Raw genomic sequence first — 17,870 nt, forward strand, 5'->3', positions numbered from 1 at the left:
GGCAGTTACAGCAAAATGCCTTCATGCGCGTTTTTTGTGACACTATTATTGATGCTGACGATCGGCTCGCGACTTTTTGCATCGCGCTTGACCGAAATCTTGTGCTTCGTGCCGTTCAGCGTCACTTCCGCCGAGTAGCCGTCCCAGGCCTCCGGCAACACCGGTCGGATGACCAGCTTGTCGCCATGTCGGCGGATGCCGAGAATACCCTCGACGCCGGCGCGGTAGAGCCAGCCGGCCGACCCGGTATACCAGGTCCAGCCGCCGCGTCCGGCGAGCGCGCCTTCGCCATAGATATCGGCGGCGACCACATAGGGCTCGACCCGATAGTGGTCCGCGTCTTCGCGGCTGAGGGCATGCGAGACAGGGTTCAGCATCTGGAAGACACGCCAGGCTTCCTCGGCCCTTCCCTGCTCGGCAAAGGCCAGCGCCACCCAGGTCGCCGCATGGGTATATTGGCCGCCGTTCTCCCGTACGCCAGGCGGATAGGCCTTGATATAGCCCGGGTCCTGCCTGGTTCTTTCAAGCGGCGGCGTGAACAGCCGGACAATGCGGCGATCCGGATCGACGAGTTCGGCCATGACCGCATCCATCGCATTCTGCGATCGCTGCTCGTCACCCTCGCCTGAAAGCACGCTCCAAGACTGGCCGATCGAATCGATCCGGCATTCGTCGCTTTCGCTCGATCCGAGCGGCGCGCCATCGTCGTAGTAGCCGCGACGATAGTAGTCACCATCCCAGCCGGCTTCGTCGAGCACCTTTTTCAAGGTGGCGAGATGCGCTTCCCAATGGCTGACACGCGCCTTGTCCTTGCGCTCGCGGGCAAAGGGCAGGAAGCCGCGCAGCGTGCCCGCCAGGAACCAGCCGAGCCAGACGCTGGTGCCGCGGCCGGCAATGCCGACGCGGTTCATGCCGTCGTTCCAGTCGCCGCCGAGAATGAGCGGCAGGCCATTTTCGCCGCTGCGCTTGATCGCGAGATCGAGTGCGCGGGCGCAATGCTCGTAGACGTCGGCGATCTCGTCCGAGATCTCCGGCTTGTAGAAGCTGTCGTGCTGCCCTTCCTCGAGCGCCGGTCCGGTGATGAAGGCGATCTTCTCACCGAGAATGTCGGCGTTCCCCGTCACTTCGCAGTAGTGCGTGACGGCATGGGCAAGCCAGACGACATCGTCCGAGATCATTGTTCGCACGCCGGCGCCGGTGCCCGGCAGCCACCAATGCTGCACGTCACCCTCGACGAACTGCCGCGCGGCCGCGTTGAGGATCTGTGCCCGTGCCAGTTCCGGCCGATGGATCAGGAACGCCAGCGTATCCTGCAGCTGGTCGCGGAAGCCGAAGGCGCCGCTCGCCTGGTAGAAGGCCGAGCGTGCCATGATCCGGCAACCAAGGCTCTGATAGGGCAGCCAGTTGTTGATCATGGTGTTGAAGGCCGCATCCGGCGTTTCCACCTTCACGATGTCGGTGAACTCGGTCCAGAAGGACTTGGCGGCGTCCATGACGGTGTCGAACGCAGTCTGGCGCAACTCGCCGAGAACCGAGCGCATCTGCTCGTCGTTGTCGGCGTCGCCGAGGATGAAGGTGAGCTGCTTTTCGGCACCGGGCTCGATCACCAGATCGGTCGCCAACGCCGCACAGGCGTCGCCATCCACATCGATCGAGCCGGAAAGCTCGGCGCCAGCGAAAACGGCCTGCGGCACCAGAATGCCGCCGACCCGCCCGAGGAACTCGCGACGGCTTGCCGTATGGCTCACACCTTCACCGCCATCGACAGCAAAGAAGGCCGAACGACCGGCATAGTCGATGCTGTAGGGGTTGGTTGCAACCAGCGCATCGGAGGCTTCGTCCCAGGTCGACAGAACGAAGGGCGCCATGCGGGCCCGGTTGTTGCCGAGCACCCATTCGGCAAAGCCGTAGACCTTCAGCTGGCGGGCAGCCGTGGAGCGGTTGCGGATCGAGATGCGGACCAGCTTGGCCGGCAAGGTCCGGTGCACCGTGTGGGCTGCCTCGATATCGAGATCGTCCTGTGTGCTGCGGAATGTCGAATAGCCAAGTCCGTGGCGCGTCTCGAAGACGACCGACCGGCTGCGCGACAGGGCAGCGTATGGCGTCAGCACTGCGCCGCTCGCCATGTCGCGGATGAAGACCGCTTCGCCCGGCCGGTTGACGACCACATCGTTGGCCCACGGCGTCAGCTGGTAGTCGCGCGAGTTGCGGCTCCAGGTGAAGGCGGCCCCTTCGGCCGAAACGTGGAAGCCGAACTGCTCGTTGGAGATGACGTTGATCCACGGCTGCGGTGTCGCCTCGCCGCCGCGCAGGCGCACGACATATTCGCGCCCACCTTCGGCAAAGCCGCCGTAGCCGTTCCAGAAATCGAGACCGTCACCGACAATCTCCGCATCGACGGCGTCGGCCGGCTGCTGCGGGGCGGCGAGCAGAGCGAAGTTGCTTTCGCTGCCCTTCACCGGTGGCGTCGAATAGAGCGAATTGGCGCGGGCGATCTGGTCGGAGATCGTGCCGTTGCGGGCATGGAAGACGGCGCGGGAAGCCGACAAGAGCGTCGACCAGGTCTCCGCCTCCATCAGGTCGCGGCGCACCGAGAAGATGTGCTGGCGCGGACCGTCGGAGAGGCCGCGAAGCCTCAGGTTCTCGCACATCGAATCGAGCGCGTGCTGCATGTCCTGGGCATAGGACGAGGCCCGCTCGTTGATGATCACCAGATCGGCGGTAATGCCGCGCGCGCGCAGATATTCCTGTGCCCTGAGGGCCTCACGAGCGATGCCGAGGTCACCGTCATCGTTGATGCGCAGGCAGAAGATCGGGAAGTCGCCCGAGATTGCCAGCGGCCAGAGCGTTGACTGCGACGCGAGCCCCGCCTGAACCGTTGCGGTATCGGCGCGCAGGTGCATGTCGGGGTAGACGAGGTAGCGTCCGAGCATCTGGAAGCTTGCGGCCTCCTGCGAGGTGACGCCGACATGGCGCATCTGCACCTGACTGCGCGTCCAGGCATGGATCAGCTCGTGATTGAAGGTTTCCGTGTGCCTGTAGCGATCGATGGCGCGGTCGACGGCCTCGCGGTTCGGGGCCGCGATCGTCCAGAAGACGACGCTGACCTTCTTGCCGGCCGGAACCCGAACGACACGTCGAAGCGACATGATCGGGTCGAGCGTAAAGCCATCGGTTCCCGAAAGCACCGCGTCGGTGTCGAAGGCGGCGGCCTCGGCAAGGGTGCGCCCCTGGCCGATGAAGCGGCGACGGTCGGTCTCCGCCTCGGTCGGACGGTCGCTGCCGGCATTATCGGTGACGAGATGCGCCACTTCCATATCCGGATCGCCTGAGCTGCGCTTGTTGCGGCTGACATGGATGACGTCGCCGCGCCGGCTGATCTCCGTGCGCAGGAACATCTTGGAGAAGGCGGGATGCGCGCTGTCGGCCTCGTCGGTCGACAGCACCGGTTCGGCATAGGACGTCACCTCGATGAAGCGGTCCTGCGTTCCGGTGTTGAGCAGGATGACGCGGCGGCCTTCGGCATCGTGCTCGGTGGCAACGATGCACTCGACTTCGCTGGTGAGGTCGCCGACGGTCTTGACGAATTCGGCCTTGTCGTCACCGAACCGCGTCAGGAGCTTTTCGCCGACGGCGCGCCGGGGCTCGGCGGTGGCCGACCACCAGTCGCCCGTCGTCGTGTCGCGCAGGAAAATGAAGGTGCCCGTGCGGTCCTCGACCGGGTCCGGCTTCCAGCGGGTGACCGACTGGCCGTTCCAGCGGGCATAACCGGCACCGGTTGCCGTCAGCATGACGGCGTAGTGGCCGTTGGACAGGAACACGGTTTCGCGGTCCTGGGCGAGCGGGTTTTCGATGACCCGAACCTCCGGACGCAACAGATCGTCCTGGCCCTTGCCGAGCGATTCCGGCTCGCGCTTGGCGTTCATGATCGGAATATCGCGCGGCGCCTTTTCCTGCAGCAGCAGTTCGGCCGCCTCGATTACCGGATCGGCGTGGAACCATTCGCGCAGCCTGCCGGTGAATACGACGTTGGCGACAGCGGCGATCGACATGCCATGGTGGTGGGCATAGTAGTTGCGCACGACGGCGCATTTCTGCCCCTCGGGCACGCGCGTCGGCGTGAAGTCGACGGCATCGTGGAAGCCGTAAACGCCGAGCGCCCCGACTTCGCGCAGTCGACCGAGATTGGCGAGCGCCGCCTTCGGATCGTACATGCAGGCGAGAATGGAGGCGTAGGGCGCGATGACGGCGTTCTGCCCGAGGCCACGCTTGAGGCCAAGCGTCGGCACACCGAAGTTGGTGTACTGGTAGGTCAGCTCGTGGTCGCGCGCATTGAAGGCCGCTTCGGAGATGCCCCACGGCGTGCCGAGACGGCGGCCGTGATTGATCTGCTCCTTGACCACCAGATTGTTGGTCTGGTTGAGGATACCGCCCTGCCGCTCCTGCATCACCAGCGGCGGCATCAGATATTCGAACATCGAACCGGACCAGGAGATCAGCGCGCCACGCGCGCCGATCGGCACGATCGGACGGCCGAGCTTGTACCAGTGCTCGGTCGGCAGGTCGCCCTTGGCGATCGCGAACAGGCTGGTCAGACGGGCCTCGGACGCCAGAAGATCGTAGCAGGCCTCGTCGAGCTCATTGGCGTTGACGCGGAAGCCGATTGACAGCAGGCGACGCTCGGGCCGGAACAGGAAGCCGAAATCCATCGAGAAGGCGATGTCGCGAGCACGATCCTTTAGAACCGCCAAGCGCTGGCGCAGCGCTTCGATGGCGCCAAGATCGAACACGCCGTCGGCAATATGCGCTTCGCAGGTGGTGACCAGCGCGTTCGCCCACTTCGTCACTTCGCTGCTCTGGGCCGTGCGAACCTCATGGTCGAGGTTGACGGTCAGCTTGTGCATGTCGCGCGCCAGAACGGCGAGATTGATCACGCGGATCGATGCGAATTCATGCTCGCGCTTGACGGCAGCCAGAGCATTCTGGAAGCCGACGATGCGCTCCTCGATCAGGCGGCGCAGCGGGCGAACGGTCTTGCGGTCGTCAGGCAGGTCGTTCAGCACCTCGGCAAGAATGGCGACGACGTCGCCAATGCCGTCAAGGCTGCCCTGGACATGCGCCGACGGCGCTTCCGCCCATTCCCGACACATGGACGACACGGCGATCAGGTGGCCGGCAAGATTGCCGCTGTCGACCGACGAGATGTAGCGCGGCTCCATCGTTTCGAGCGTGTTGGTGCGGTACCAGTTGAACAGGTGGCCGCGATATTTCGGCATCCGGTCGATGGTCGCAATCGTCTGCTCCAGGCGGTTGATCGTTTCTTCGAAGCCGATCCAGCCGAAGTCGCGTGCCGACATGACCGAGAGTAGGTAGACGCCGATATTGGTCGGCGAGGTGCGCTCGGCCAGCACCGGCTGCGGCGTTTCCTGGAAGTTGTCCGGCGGCAGAAAATTCTGCTCGGCGGTCACGAAGGTCTCGAAATAGCGCCAGGTGCGCCGCGCGATCAGGCGCATTTCCTCGATCGCCTCGTCGGAAACGACCAGCTGGTCCTCGGTTTCGGCCGATTGGCTGACGAACCACGCGACAGCGGGAGAAAGCGCCCAGAGCAGGGCAAAGGGAATGCCGATGAAGGGCAGGCCGGTATCGGAAATCGCCGCAAGCGCCAGCGACAGAACCGACAGCGCCGGTGCGATCCACATCGCCTTGTAATAATCACCGATGCTTCCATGCCCGGCACTTTGCACCTGGGCAGCGGTGCGCCATTCCAGCATCAGCTTGCGGCTGACGAAGGTGCGGTAGAGCGAACGCACGATCGCGTCGCCCATCATCGCCGCGCCATGGGCGATGAAGACGATGCGAAGGGCGACCTGGGCATTGGCGGCACGAACTTCGGTCAGCACAGCATGGAGGTGGGCACGGGCGACGATGTCGTTGCGGCGCGGCAGGAGGCCATTGATCAGCGACAGCGTCGGGGCGACGAACAAGCTGAAGATCAGCACGATCTGCCAGATCAGCGCCTCGGTCGGCTGCATGTAGTACCAGCCCATGACAGAGGCGACGAGCCAGGCGCAGGGGATCAGCGAACGGCGCAAATTGTCGTACATCTTCCACCGGCCGAGCATCGACAGGCCGTTCGACGGGTTGAAGATATAGGGCAGCAGCTGCCAGTCGCCGCGGGCCCAGCGATGCTGGCGCGACATCTCTACCTCGTAGCGGGTCGGGAAATCCTCGACGAGTTCGACGTCCGTCACCAGCGCGCAGCGCACAAACGAGCCTTCGAGCAGGTCGTGGCTGAGAACGGCATTTTCCTCGATCCGCCCCTTGAGCGCGGCCTCGAAAGCATCGACGTGATAGAGGCCCTTGCCGGTGAAGCTGCCTTCGCCAGCGATGTCCTGGTAGACGTCGGAAACGGTGAAGACATAGGGGTCGATGCCACGATTGGCCGAGAAGATGCGCTGGAAGGCCGAGGCTTCGCTTCCAGTCGTCAGCGACGGCGTCACGCGCGGCTGTAGCAGGCTGTAGCCGGCAATCACCTTCTGTGTTTCCGGGTCGACGATCGGGCGGTTGATCGGGTGGTACATCTTGCCGACGAGCTTCGTCACCGCGTCGCGCATCAGGCGCGTATCGGCGTCGAGCGTCATGACATATTGAACGTTCTCCGGCACGGTATTGGCGCCCTGGAGGAACGAGGTGTCGCGATCGCCGCGCAGCAGCATGTTCAGCTCATGCAGCTTGCCGCGCTTGCGCTCCCAACCCATCCATACGCCTTCCGCCTCGTTGAAGAGGCGGCGGCGGTGCAGCAGGAAGAAACGCGTCCTGCCGTCATAGGCATAACGCGCCGAAAGCTCGGCAACCTCGCGCCGGGCATAGTCGAGAACATCGGTATCGGCCGGGGTTTCCTCGAACTTGCTGTCGATCCAGTCGCTGAGCAGCGCGAAAGAGATCTCGCCGCGCGGATTGGCGAGGTAGTGAACCTCGAGATTGCGCACGAGTTCGTCGACATGGTCGCGCTTGGAGATCAGGCAGGGCACGACGACGAGCGTGCGGGCATATTCCGGAACGCCATCGAGGAACTCATAGCCGACCAGGCGCGACGGTTTGACGAACAGCGTGACGAGCGTGTTGAACAGACCCATCGCACCTTCGGACGCCGGCAGCGCAAACAGCAGAAGCATGATCAGCTTCGCGCCGTTCGGAATATCCATCGGGCTGACGAAGGCATAGACGGCGACCATCGCCAGGATCGTCAGGAGAATGTTCGGTCCGGCGATCGCAAACCAGTCGAGCTTGCGGCTGAGGCGAATGATGCTCTGCAGCACCGACGGCCGGTAGCCGATCTTCTGCTCGAGCGCCTTGCGCTGCTTGCCGACAAGGAAGGAGCCAACGTTCGGCTCATGAAGCTGCGGCTCGACTGCAGCCACCGCTTCCGCTTCCTTCACCATCTCGATGGCGATCTGGGTGACTTCGTATTCGCTGTGGCCGGAGCGGCGCGCCAGCTTTTCGATCGTATCGCGGTATTTGTTGCGCGAGCCGAATTCGAGCGCGGCGTAATCGGAACCATCGCGCAGCGCCGCATCGATCTTGCTGACGCTTTCGAACCAGACGGCCCAGTCGGTATCGTCGATCTCGCGCAGGCTGCGGATGATGTTGCTCATCGTCGCATTGCCTGACGACAGGCGGTTCTGCTCGGCGACCAGCGCGTCCTCGACGTCGCTGCCGCGCTTCTCGAGCTGTTCCTCGATCCAGGCGATCACCGAGCCGGAGGTCTGCGAGCCATCGCGCATGCGGTAGAGCAGCTGGGCGACGAAGGTATTGTCCGCCGCAAGCGCCTCGGATTCGGCCAGCAGCGCTCGCAACTTTTCCGGGTCGTTGTGACGGATGATCTGGTCGGCGATGTCGTTGGCCTTGCGCCGCATGCCGCGCGAACGCTCGACGCGGATGGCGATGCGCCGCAGGTTCTCGATGAGAACGAAGCGCAGGATCGAGGGCAAGGCCCACAATTCGCCGATCTTGAACGTGTCGTGCTTCTGGAAGCCCTCGACCATCGCGGTAATGCTTTCCCGCGAGACCGTGCTGTGCGTATGGGCGACATAGAGCCAGGCGAGCGCCATCGTGCGCGGAATGACTGTTCCGGAGACGGACAGCGTGGGCAGCTGGCGATAGAACTTGCGCGGGAAGTCGCGGCGGACTTCCTGGATCGCTTCCTCGACCACGTGGTGGTTGTCGAGCAGCCATTCGGCGGCCGGCGTGATCGACGCCCCCGCTTCGACATCAGCCGCTGTTGCCCGATACACCCTCAGGATTTCGTTTTCATTCTCGCGGTGGCGCGGGCGGAATTCGAACGGGAAGAAGCCCGGCAGGGACGGTGCGCCCTTGAGCGCAAGGGTCTCGCCGCTTTGCCGCAGATCCTCCATCGAGAAAAAGGTCGAGCGGATCGAATCGTTGTAATCGATCTGTTTCGCTTCCGGTTCGCGAGAAGAGGAGGTCGGCGTGTTGTGAAGGGGCATGGGTGCTGGTTCTGAATCCAACCGGGGTTGATCGGCCCGGCTCTCGTTGTTCTGCCGGGTTGGCTGCGGTCCTGAAGTTCCAGGCTTGGCCGGCGCGTTGCTAGACACGGTCATGTGTCCTCCCATCCGCCGTCATTTTCCGGCAAACCGGAAACTGGCGGAAACTGGCGCCGCCCTTGAACTGGGCATCAGAGAAAGCAAAGCCGGCGGCGCATTGGTTTTCAAGGCCGCGTGATGCATGAAAGTGGCATTTTTTAGCCGTGGTGCCAACAGCTTGCAAGGATCGGCGGCGCAAGTTTGGACGAATTGCGCACACTCTCATCGGGCGAAAACGCAATAGTCCGCGCTCGCCTATGGCAACCTCAAATCTATGTATCAATTTTGCCCCTTCCCGGCGCATCTCTGGGTAGCAGTCCGTCGCGAAACGCCGACGGCGTCAGGAAGGTTCCGGCCATCGGTCGAAACATGTTCGAGGATGGGAAACCTACCCGACCTGTTCAGTGATCCATTCGCGGAAGGCGAGACTGATCGGGTTTTCGAGTTTGCCTTCCGGAACCGCGAGATAATAACTGTTCTCCGTCTGCATCGGCCGGTCGAGAACGATGCGCAATGTTCCCGCTGCCAGCTCCTGTTCGATCAGATAGCGGGGCAGCAAGGCGAAACCGAGACCGGCCGTGGCCGCCTCGATCACCATCGAGAACTGATCGAAGCGGTTACCGCGATAGGCACCCCTTCCATCCATGCCGTTGGCCTCGAACCATTGCGCCCAGAGTTTGGGTCGCGTCGCCAGGTGCAGCAGCGGACCGCCGACGATATCCTCCAGCGTCGCCACCGGATTGGCCGCAAGCAGGGTCGGGCTTGCCGCCGGCACGATGATCTCGCTGCAGAGATAGCTGCAGGTGGCATGCGCCCAAACCGGCTGGCCGTAGTGGATGGCGATGTCGAAGTTCTGCTCGTCGAAATCGAAGGGTGCCGACCGCGACGCGATATTGACCACGGTATCGGGGTGCTGGCGAAGAAAATCCGGCAGGCGCGGCACCAGCCAACGGCTGCCGAAGGTCGGCAGCGACGCGATCGACAATGTCGAGTCGGCGCGCGCCGAGGCCATTGCCCGCACCATCAGCTCTTCGGTCTGGTTGAGCAGGCGGCGAACCTCGGGCAGGAACTTCTGCCCGGCCTCGGAGAGAATGACGCGCTGGCGCACCCGCTCAAACAGGAGAACGCCGAGCTGGTTCTCCAGATCCTTGATCTGACGGCTGACGGCACTCTGGGTCAGATTGAGTTCGGCGGCTGCCTGCGTGAAGCTGCCGTGCCGTGCCGCGCATTCGAAAGCCTGCAGCGTCGTAACATCAGGAACCAGTCTGCGGCTTAACTTCATTCCAGCCTCGCATCAACATAGTCACAAGCAGCGCGATCAATGGCCGCTTCCTTTGGATATGATCCGAAATGAGAATGACCTTGTCCTTCACCCATAGCGCGAGGCGAGCCCCAGTGAAAGAGAATAGTTTCGTATCCGCCGATGATATCCGTTCGGCCTTTTCCGCAGCCATGTCGGTCATGTACCGCGAGGAAGTGCCTGCTTACGGCACGCTGATGGAACTGGTTGCCAAGGTCAACGACGATACGCTCAATGCCGACCCGGCGCTGAAAGAGCGCCTCGATGCGACGGATTCGCTTGATCGCATTTCCGAGGAGCGCCACGGCGCAATCCGTCTCGGCACGCCTGCTGAACTCTCGATGATGCGTCGCGTCTTTGCTGTCATGGGCATGTACCCGGTCGGCTACTACGATCTTTCGACCGCCGGTGTACCGGTGCACTCGACCGCCTTCCGCCCGGTTGGCGAAACCGCTCTGAAGCGCAATCCCTTCCGTGTCTTCACCTCGCTTCTTCGCCTTGACCTGATTGCGGACGAGAGTCTGCGCGCCGCATCCGAGGCGATCCTGGCCGAGCGTCGGATCTTTACGCCTGTTGCCATCGAACTCGCCGAAAAGGCCGAGCGTGATGGCGGCCTCGACAAGGCCGACGCCGAGCGTTTCGTCTCCGAAGTGCTGGAGACCTTCCGCTGGCACGACAGGGCCAATGTCAGCGCCGACATGTACAAGCGCCTGCATGACGCCCACCGGCTGATCGCCGACGTCGTGTCGTTCAAGGGCCCGCATATCAACCACCTGACGCCGCGCACGCTGGATATCGACCAGGTCCAGGCGCTGATGCCCGAATTCGGCATCGCGCCGAAGGCCGTCGTCGAAGGTCCGCCGACCCGCAAATGCCCAATCCTGCTTCGCCAGACCTCGTTCAAGGCGCTGGAAGAGGCCGTTTCCTTCCGTGATGGCGGCGGCGACTGGAAAGCCGGCTCGCACACCGCCCGCTTCGGCGAGATCGAGCAGCGCGGCATTGCGCTCACTCCCAAGGGCCGTGCGCTCTACGACGAGCTTCTGGAAGCCTCGCGCAAGATCGTGCGCCCGGCAGCCGACGGCTCCAACGCCCGCGACTATGAAGCCGCGCTTGCCAAAGCCTTCGAAAGCTTCCCCGACACCTGGGCAGGCATTCGCGAAGCCGGCCTTGGCTATTTCAGCTATTCACTGACCGAGAAGGGCTTGAAGACCCGGATTTCCGACCGCCGCGATATCAACACGCTGATCGCCGACGGCCTCGTGCAGTTCGACGCCATCGTCTACGAAGACTTCCTGCCGGTCAGCGCCGCAGGCATCTTCCAGTCCAATCTCGGCGACGGCGCGCAGCAGGCTTTTGTCGCAAGCCCGAACCAGAAGCGCTTCGAGATTGACCTCGGCGCCACAGTGCTCAACGAGTTCGATCACTATGCCGGCATCGAAGAGGCATCGATCGAAAGCTGCCTGCGGGCCTTGACCGCAGCCATGGCTGCGGAATGATGCGTTCACGATGATTGAACAGGTACACATAGACGCGCTGACCGGCATCCTTGGCGACAAGGGTGTGGTCACGCGTGCTGAAGACATGGAAGCCTACGAGACCGGCGCGCGCTACGATCGTGGCCGGGCTTCGGTCGTTCTGCGGCCGGCGACAACAGTGGAAACCTCGGCAACCGTTGCCTATTGCGTGCGTCATGGCATCGCCCTGATCCCGCAATCGGGCAATACCGGACTGGTCTCGGGCTCGACCCCTGATAGTTCCGGCAACGAAGCGATCCTCAGCCTCGACCGCCTCACCAAAGCGTTCGAACTCGATCTCGACAATCGTTCGGTGCGCGTCGATGCCGGGTTCAGGCTTTCCGATCTCAACCGCCGGCTGGAAGAACATGGCCTGTTTTTCCCGATCGATCTCGGCGCCGATCCGCGCATCGGCGGCATGATCGCCACCAACACCGGCGGCTCGCGTTTCCTGAAATACGGCGACGTGCGCCGCAACACGCTGGGCCTCACCGTGGTTCTCGCCGATGAAGACGGCACCGTGCTCGATCTTCAATGCGACCTGCGCAAGAACAACACCGGCGTCGACTGGAAGCAGGTCTTCGTCGGCACGTCGGGCGCCTTCGGCATCATCACGGAATGCGTGCTCAATCTGGAGCGCCTGCCGCAGCAGACGGCGACCGCATTGCTGGTGCCGGCAAGCGGCGCCCATGTGCTGCCGCTGCTGCGCGCCATGGAAGAGCGGCTCGGCGCCTACCTCTCGGCCTTCGAGGGCATGTCGAGCAACGCCGTCAAGGCGGCGTTCGCGCATGTGCCTTCGCTGAAGAACCCGTTCCAGGGCGGACACGTCCCTGAATACGTCATTCTCGCGGAAATCAGCCGCACCTGGGCCCCACGCGAAGGCGAGCAATCGCTCGACGCCGTGCTTGAAACGGTGCTGGCCGAGATCTGGGAGATGGAGACGGCACCGCTCGCCGACGCGTTCGTCGGCCCGCCGCATGAGGTCTGGGCGCTGCGCCACGCACTTTCGGAAGGTGTGAAACACCTGGGCAAGCTGATCGCCTTCGACGTCTCCTTCCGCAGGGGTGACATCATGGCCTTCTGCGACCATATGAAGGCCGAAATGCCGACGAGGTTTCCTGATGTCACCGTCTGCGACTTCGGCCATATCGGCGATGGTGGTGTACACTTCAATCTCGTGGTGCCGAAGGACAGCGCGCTGCTCAGCGATCCGACATTCGAGCAGCGTTTGAGAGAATGGGTTTTCGCCGTGGCGGTCGAGGAGTATCACGGCAGTTTCAGCGCGGAACATGCGATAGGCCGCCGCAACCAGGCCTACTACGACGTTTATACAACCGACAAACTCAAGGACATGGCCGCGGGCCTGAAGACGCTCACCTCGCCGGGGAAACTCGGCAGCGTGCGCTTCGGATAGGCCAGGGCAGGAAAACGGGAGTCAGACCAGATGAACATTGCAACGAAGAAGATCGACGTCACCAAGGAGGCAGCAGCCCTCCTCGAGAAGATGGGCGTCGCCAAGGAACTCTACACCGGCGGCGACATGCCGTCGTTCAGCCCGGTCACGGGCGAACAGATCGCCAGCCTGAAGACGGTTTCGGCCACGGAGGCTGCCGCCAAGATCGACAAGGCGCATGAAGCCTTCAAGGCCTGGCGCCTCGTTCCGGCACCGAAGCGCGGCGAATTGATCCGCCTGCTCGGCGAAGAGCTACGCGCCTTCAAGGCCGACCTCGGCCGCCTCGTTTCGATCGAAGCCGGCAAGATCACCTCCGAGGGCCTCGGCGAAGTTCAGGAAATGATCGACATCTGCGATTTCGCAGTCGGCCTTTCCCGCCAGCTCTACGGTCTGACGATCGCCACGGAGCGTCCCGGCCACCGCATGATGGAAACCTGGCATCCGCTCGGCGTCGTCGGCGTCATCTCCGCCTTCAACTTCCCGGTCGCCGTCTGGTCGTGGAACACGGCGCTGGCGCTCGTCTGCGGCAACTCCGTCGTCTGGAAGCCGTCGGAAAAGACCCCGCTCACGGCGCTTGCATCGCAGGCTATCTTCGAACGCGCGCTTGCCCGCTTCGGCGACGCCCCGGAAGGCCTGTCGCAGGTTCTGATCGGCGACCGCGCCGTCGGTGAAGTCCTCGTCGACAACCCGAAGGTTCCGTTGGTCTCGGCCACCGGCTCGACCCGCATGGGCCGCGACGTCGGCCCGCGTCTTGCCAAGCGCTTCGCCCGCGCCATCCTCGAACTCGGCGGCAACAATGCCGGTATCGTCTGCCCATCGGCCGATCTCGACATGGCGCTGCGCGCCATCGCCTTCGGCGCCATGGGCACCGCCGGCCAGCGCTGCACGACCATGCGCCGCCTGTTCGTGCATGAAAGCGTCTACGACCAGCTCGTTCCCCGCCTGAAGAAGGCCTATGGCTCGGTCTCGGTCGGCAATCCGCTGGAAACCACCGCACTCGTCGGCCCGCTGGTCGACAAGGCCGCTTTCGACGGCATGCAGAAGGCAATCGACGAAGCCAAGGCCCATGGCGGCGCCGTCACCGGCGGCGAACGCGTCGAGCTCGGTTATGCCAACGGCTACTACGCCAAGCCCGCCCTGGTCGAAATGCCTGAGCAGGCAGGCCCGGTCCTCGAAGAAACCTTCGCGCCGATCCTCTACGTCATGAAGTACAGCGACTTCGACGCAGTCGTTGCCGACCACAATGCGGTTGCAGCCGGCCTGTCCTCGTCGATCTTCACCCGCGACATGCAGGAATCCGAACGGTTCCTGGCCGTCGACGGCTCGGATTGCGGCATCGCCAACGTCAACATCGGCACCTCAGGTGCGGAAATCGGCGGCGCCTTCGGCGGTGAAAAGGAAACCGGCGGCGGCCGCGAATCGGGCTCCGATTCGTGGAAGGCCTACATGCGTCGCGCCACCAACACGGTGAACTACTCGAAGGCCCTGCCACTGGCACAGGGCGTCTCCTTCGATATCGAGTAGGACCAAGCGATGACCATCAACGCAACGGTCAAGGAGGCGGGCTTCAAGCCCGCCTCGCGGATCTCTTCGATCGGAGTATCCGAAATCCTCAAGATCGGCGCGCGCGCGCAAGCGATGAAGCGCGAGGGCAAGCCGGTCATTATTCTCGGCGCAGGCGAGCCGGATTTCGACACGCCTGACTACGTCAAGCAGGCCGCCTGCGAGGCGATCCAGCGCGGCGAAACCAAATACACCGCACTCGACGGCACGCCGGAACTGAAGAAGGCGATCCGTGAAAAGTTCCAGCGCGAGAACGGCCTCGCCTACGAACAGGACGAGATCACCATTGCCACCGGCGCCAAGCAGATCCTGTTCAACGCCATGATGGCGACGATCGACGCCGGCGACGAAGTTGTCATTCCGACGCCGTACTGGACCTCCTATTCGGATATCGTCCAGATCTGCGAAGGCAAGCCGGTGCTGATCCCCTGCGACGCGGCCTCCGGTTTCCGGCTCACCGCCGACAAGCTCGAAGCGGCGATCACGCCGAAGACGCGCTGGGTGCTTCTCAACTCACCCTCCAACCCTTCGGGTGCCGCCTACAGCGCTGACGACTACCGGCCGCTGCTCGACGTGCTCTTGAGGCATCCGCATGTGTGGCTGCTGGTCGACGACATGTACGAGCACATCGTCTATGACGGCTTCCGCTTCGTCACCCCGGCCCAACTGGAGCCTCGGCTCAAGGACCGCACCCTGACGGTCAACGGTGTCTCCAAGGCCTATGCCATGACCGGCTGGCGCATCGGCTATGCCGGTGGTCCGCGCGAGCTGATCAAGGCGATGGCTGTCGTCCAGAGCCAGGCGACCTCCTGCCCGTCTTCGGTCAGCCAGGCCGCTTCGGTGGCAGCCCTGACCGGCCCGCAGGATTTCCTGAAGGAACGCACGGCCAGCTTCCAGCACCGCCGCAATCTCGTCGTCAACGGCCTCAACGCCATCGACGGTCTCGACTGCCGCGTTCCGGAAGGCGCCTTCTACACCTTCTCCGGCTGCGCCGGCATGCTCGGCAAGGTGACGCCTTCGGGCAAGACGATCGAGACGGACACGGACTTCTGCGCCTACCTGCTCGACGACGCCCATGTCGCCGTTGTCCCCGGCTCGGCCTTCGGCCTCTCGCCGTTCTTCCGCATCTCCTATGCGACGTCGGAAGCGGAACTGAAGGAAGCGCTCATGCGCATCGCCGACGCCTGCGCTCGGCTTTCGTAACTCGGAAGTAGCCCCTCACCCTAGCCCTCTCCCCGCTTGCGGGGAGAGGGGACGGTCGCGCAAACAGCTGCCTCTCTACTCCTGTTCGCAAAGAGAGTATGAGGCGCTGGCGGCATATCCCTTCTCCCCGCAGGCGGGGAGAAGGTCGCGGCAGCGGGATGAGGGGCGCCCGCTCCCTTCCTTCAAAACGTCGGCGGCGTGCAGGCGCTGATCACCTCGCAAGGTACCGGCCCGACGCAACGAAATCGGTGCGGTCGCCGGCTTTCGAAATAGTACGCATCCCCAGGCCCGAGAATCCGCCGCTCGTCGTCGACGGTGACCTCAATGCGCCCCGACAGCACGATGCCGCCCTCCTCGCCTTCATGCACCAGCGGCACTTTTCCAGTGTCCGCGCCCGGCTGATAACATTCCTTCAGGATCTGCAGGCTGCGGCCAAAGAGATTGTCGCCGATCTGGCGATAGGAGATCGGCCCTTTGCCGATCTCGACCAGTTCCTCTGCGGCGTAGAATGCCTTGCGCGGCCGTTCAGGCTCGAACGAAAAGAACTCCGCAAGTCCGATCGGTATGCCGTCGAGGATGCGCTTCAGTGCGCCGACCGACGGATTGGACGCATTCGACTCGATCAGCGAGATCGTCGAGTTGGTCACGCCCGCTCGCTTGGCAAGTTCGCGCTGCGAAAGATTGTGCATCAGCCGGAGGTGGCGAAGCCGGTTTCCAATGTCGACGCTCATGGGTGTCCATCTCGGTGTTCAGGTTGTTCGAAATATCGCAATTTCGCAAACCTCGTTGTATAAAATTCAATGGCTTGAATGACAACAGAAAAGGACTTGTTTGGCAATTCAAATCATGGCGTCAATCCCCTGATCTTCAGGAGGATGCCATGAACCAGCACACCAAACCCAACGCCCCCGTACTCGACAGCTACTGGATGCCCTTTACCGCCAACCGGCAGTTCAAGGCGGCACCGCGCTTGCTCGCCTCCGCCGAGGGCATGCACTACACCAGCACCGATGGCCGCACGATCCTCGACGGCACCGCCGGTCTCTGGTGCGTCAACGCCGGCCACGGCCGCCGCCAGATCGCGTCAGCCGTCGAACGCCAGCTGTCGACGATGGATTTCGCCCCCTCCTTCCAGATGGGCCACCCGATCGCCTTCGATTTTGCCGAACGCCTTGCCGAAATCGCGCCGGGGCCGGAAGGCCAGAAGCTCGACCGCGTGTTCTTCACCGGCTCGGGCTCGGAATCGGTTGACACGGCGCTGAAGATGGCCATCGCCTATCAGCGCGCGATCGGCCAGGGCACTCGCACGCGGCTGATCGGGCGCGAGCGCGGCTACCACGGCGTCGGCTTCGGCGGCATTTCGGTGGGCGGCATCCTCAACAACCGCCGCGTCTTCCCGCAGCTTCCCGGTTCCGACCATCTGCGCCACACCCACGACCTTGCCAAGAATGCCTTCGTCAAGGGCCAGCCCGAGCACGGCGCCGAACTTGCCGACGATCTCGAACGGCTGGTGGCGCTACACGGCGCCGAAACCATCGCCGCCTGCATCGTCGAGCCGGTTGCCGGTTCGACGGGCGTGCTCATCCCGCCGAAGGGCTATCTCGAGCGGCTGCGCGCGATCTGCGACAAACACGGCATCCTGTTGATCTTCGACGAAGTCATCACCGGCTTCGGTCGCCTTGGCGCTGCGTTCGCCACCGACTTCTTCGGCGTCACCCCGGACCTGGTGACGGCGGCGAAGGGGCTCACCAACGGCGCCATCCCAATGGGCGCGGTCTTTGCCAGCCGCAAGGTGCACGACGCATTGATGCACGGCCCGGAAAACCAGATCGAGCTCTTCCACGGCTACACCTATTCCGGCCACCCGGCCGCCTGCGCCGCGGGTATCGCCACGCTCGACATCTATCGCGATGAGGGCCTGATGACCCGCGCCACCGAGCTGCAGGACGCCTGGCATGATGCCATGCATTCGCTGAACGGCCTGCCGCATGTCATCGACATCCGCACCATCGGCCTCATCGCCGGCATCGAGCTGCAGTCACGCGAGGGTGCTGTCGGCGCCCGCGCCTATGAGGTCTTCGTCGATTGCTTCGAAAAGGGGCTGCTGATCCGCGTGACCGGCGACATCATCGCCTTCTCGCCGCCGCTGATCGCCGACGAAAATCACTTCGGCGAAATCGTCTCGATCCTCGGCGATGCCTTGAAGCGCGCCAAGTAAAAACAAGAGATCATGG

Annotated in this window: 8 protein-coding genes; 5 read left to right on the forward strand and 3 right to left on the reverse strand. The window is 63.4% G+C overall.

Annotated elements, in window-relative coordinates:
* Window positions 1-5: 5 nt before the first annotated feature.
* The gene (gene ndvB / locus ASD00_RS30500) at window positions 6-8,621 is read right to left on the reverse strand and encodes a cyclic beta-(1,2)-glucan synthase (protein WP_057210880.1); all 8,616 of its coding nucleotides are present in this window, start codon (window positions 8,619-8,621) and stop codon (window positions 6-8) included.
* Between the two features lie 370 nt (window positions 8,622-8,991).
* Window positions 8,992-9,885, reverse strand: coding sequence for a LysR family transcriptional regulator (locus tag ASD00_RS30505; RefSeq protein ID WP_025425244.1), 894 nt, complete (start codon window positions 9,883-9,885; stop codon window positions 8,992-8,994).
* A 113-nt stretch (window positions 9,886-9,998) separates the two neighbouring features.
* On the opposite strand from ASD00_RS30505, the gene ASD00_RS30510 reads away from it, so the two are divergent.
* From ASD00_RS30510 to ASD00_RS30525, 4 genes are read left to right on the forward strand one after another with little or no spacing between them, the layout of a single operon-like run.
* Window positions 9,999-11,399 carry a VOC family protein gene (locus tag ASD00_RS30510; protein ID WP_025425245.1) on the forward strand — a complete coding sequence of 467 codons (1,401 nt, stop codon included), beginning with the start codon at window positions 9,999-10,001 and terminating at the stop codon, window positions 11,397-11,399.
* 10 nt (window positions 11,400-11,409) lie between these two features.
* Window positions 11,410-12,831 (forward strand): FAD-binding oxidoreductase, encoded by a 1,422-nt coding sequence (locus ASD00_RS30515; protein WP_025425246.1) that lies wholly within the window; start codon window positions 11,410-11,412, stop codon window positions 12,829-12,831.
* Between the two features lie 30 nt (window positions 12,832-12,861).
* The gene (locus ASD00_RS30520; protein ID WP_025425247.1) at window positions 12,862-14,394 is read left to right on the forward strand and encodes an aldehyde dehydrogenase family protein; all 1,533 of its coding nucleotides are present in this window, start codon (window positions 12,862-12,864) and stop codon (window positions 14,392-14,394) included.
* Window positions 14,395-14,403: 9 nt separating this feature from the next.
* Complete coding sequence (locus ASD00_RS30525) at window positions 14,404-15,636, forward strand: pyridoxal phosphate-dependent aminotransferase (RefSeq protein ID WP_057210881.1); 1,233 nt, start codon at window positions 14,404-14,406, stop codon at window positions 15,634-15,636.
* Window positions 15,637-15,818: 182 nt separating this feature from the next.
* Here ASD00_RS30525 and ASD00_RS30530 read toward each other — a convergent pair whose 3' ends face one another.
* Window positions 15,819-16,367: a cupin domain-containing protein gene (locus ASD00_RS30530; protein WP_025425249.1), complete on the reverse strand. Its 549-nt coding sequence runs from the start codon at window positions 16,365-16,367 to the stop codon at window positions 15,819-15,821.
* A gap of 149 nt (window positions 16,368-16,516) precedes the next feature.
* On the opposite strand from ASD00_RS30530, the gene ASD00_RS30535 reads away from it, so the two are divergent.
* Entirely contained in the window at window positions 16,517-17,854 is a 1,338-nt protein-coding gene (locus tag ASD00_RS30535; RefSeq protein WP_025425250.1) for an aspartate aminotransferase family protein, read from the forward strand.
* The last annotated feature ends 16 nt before the right edge of the window (window positions 17,855-17,870 follow it).

The sequence above is a fragment of the Ensifer sp. Root31 genome (assembly GCF_001424825.1).
GTDB lineage: Bacteria > Pseudomonadota > Alphaproteobacteria > Rhizobiales > Rhizobiaceae > Ensifer > Ensifer canadensis.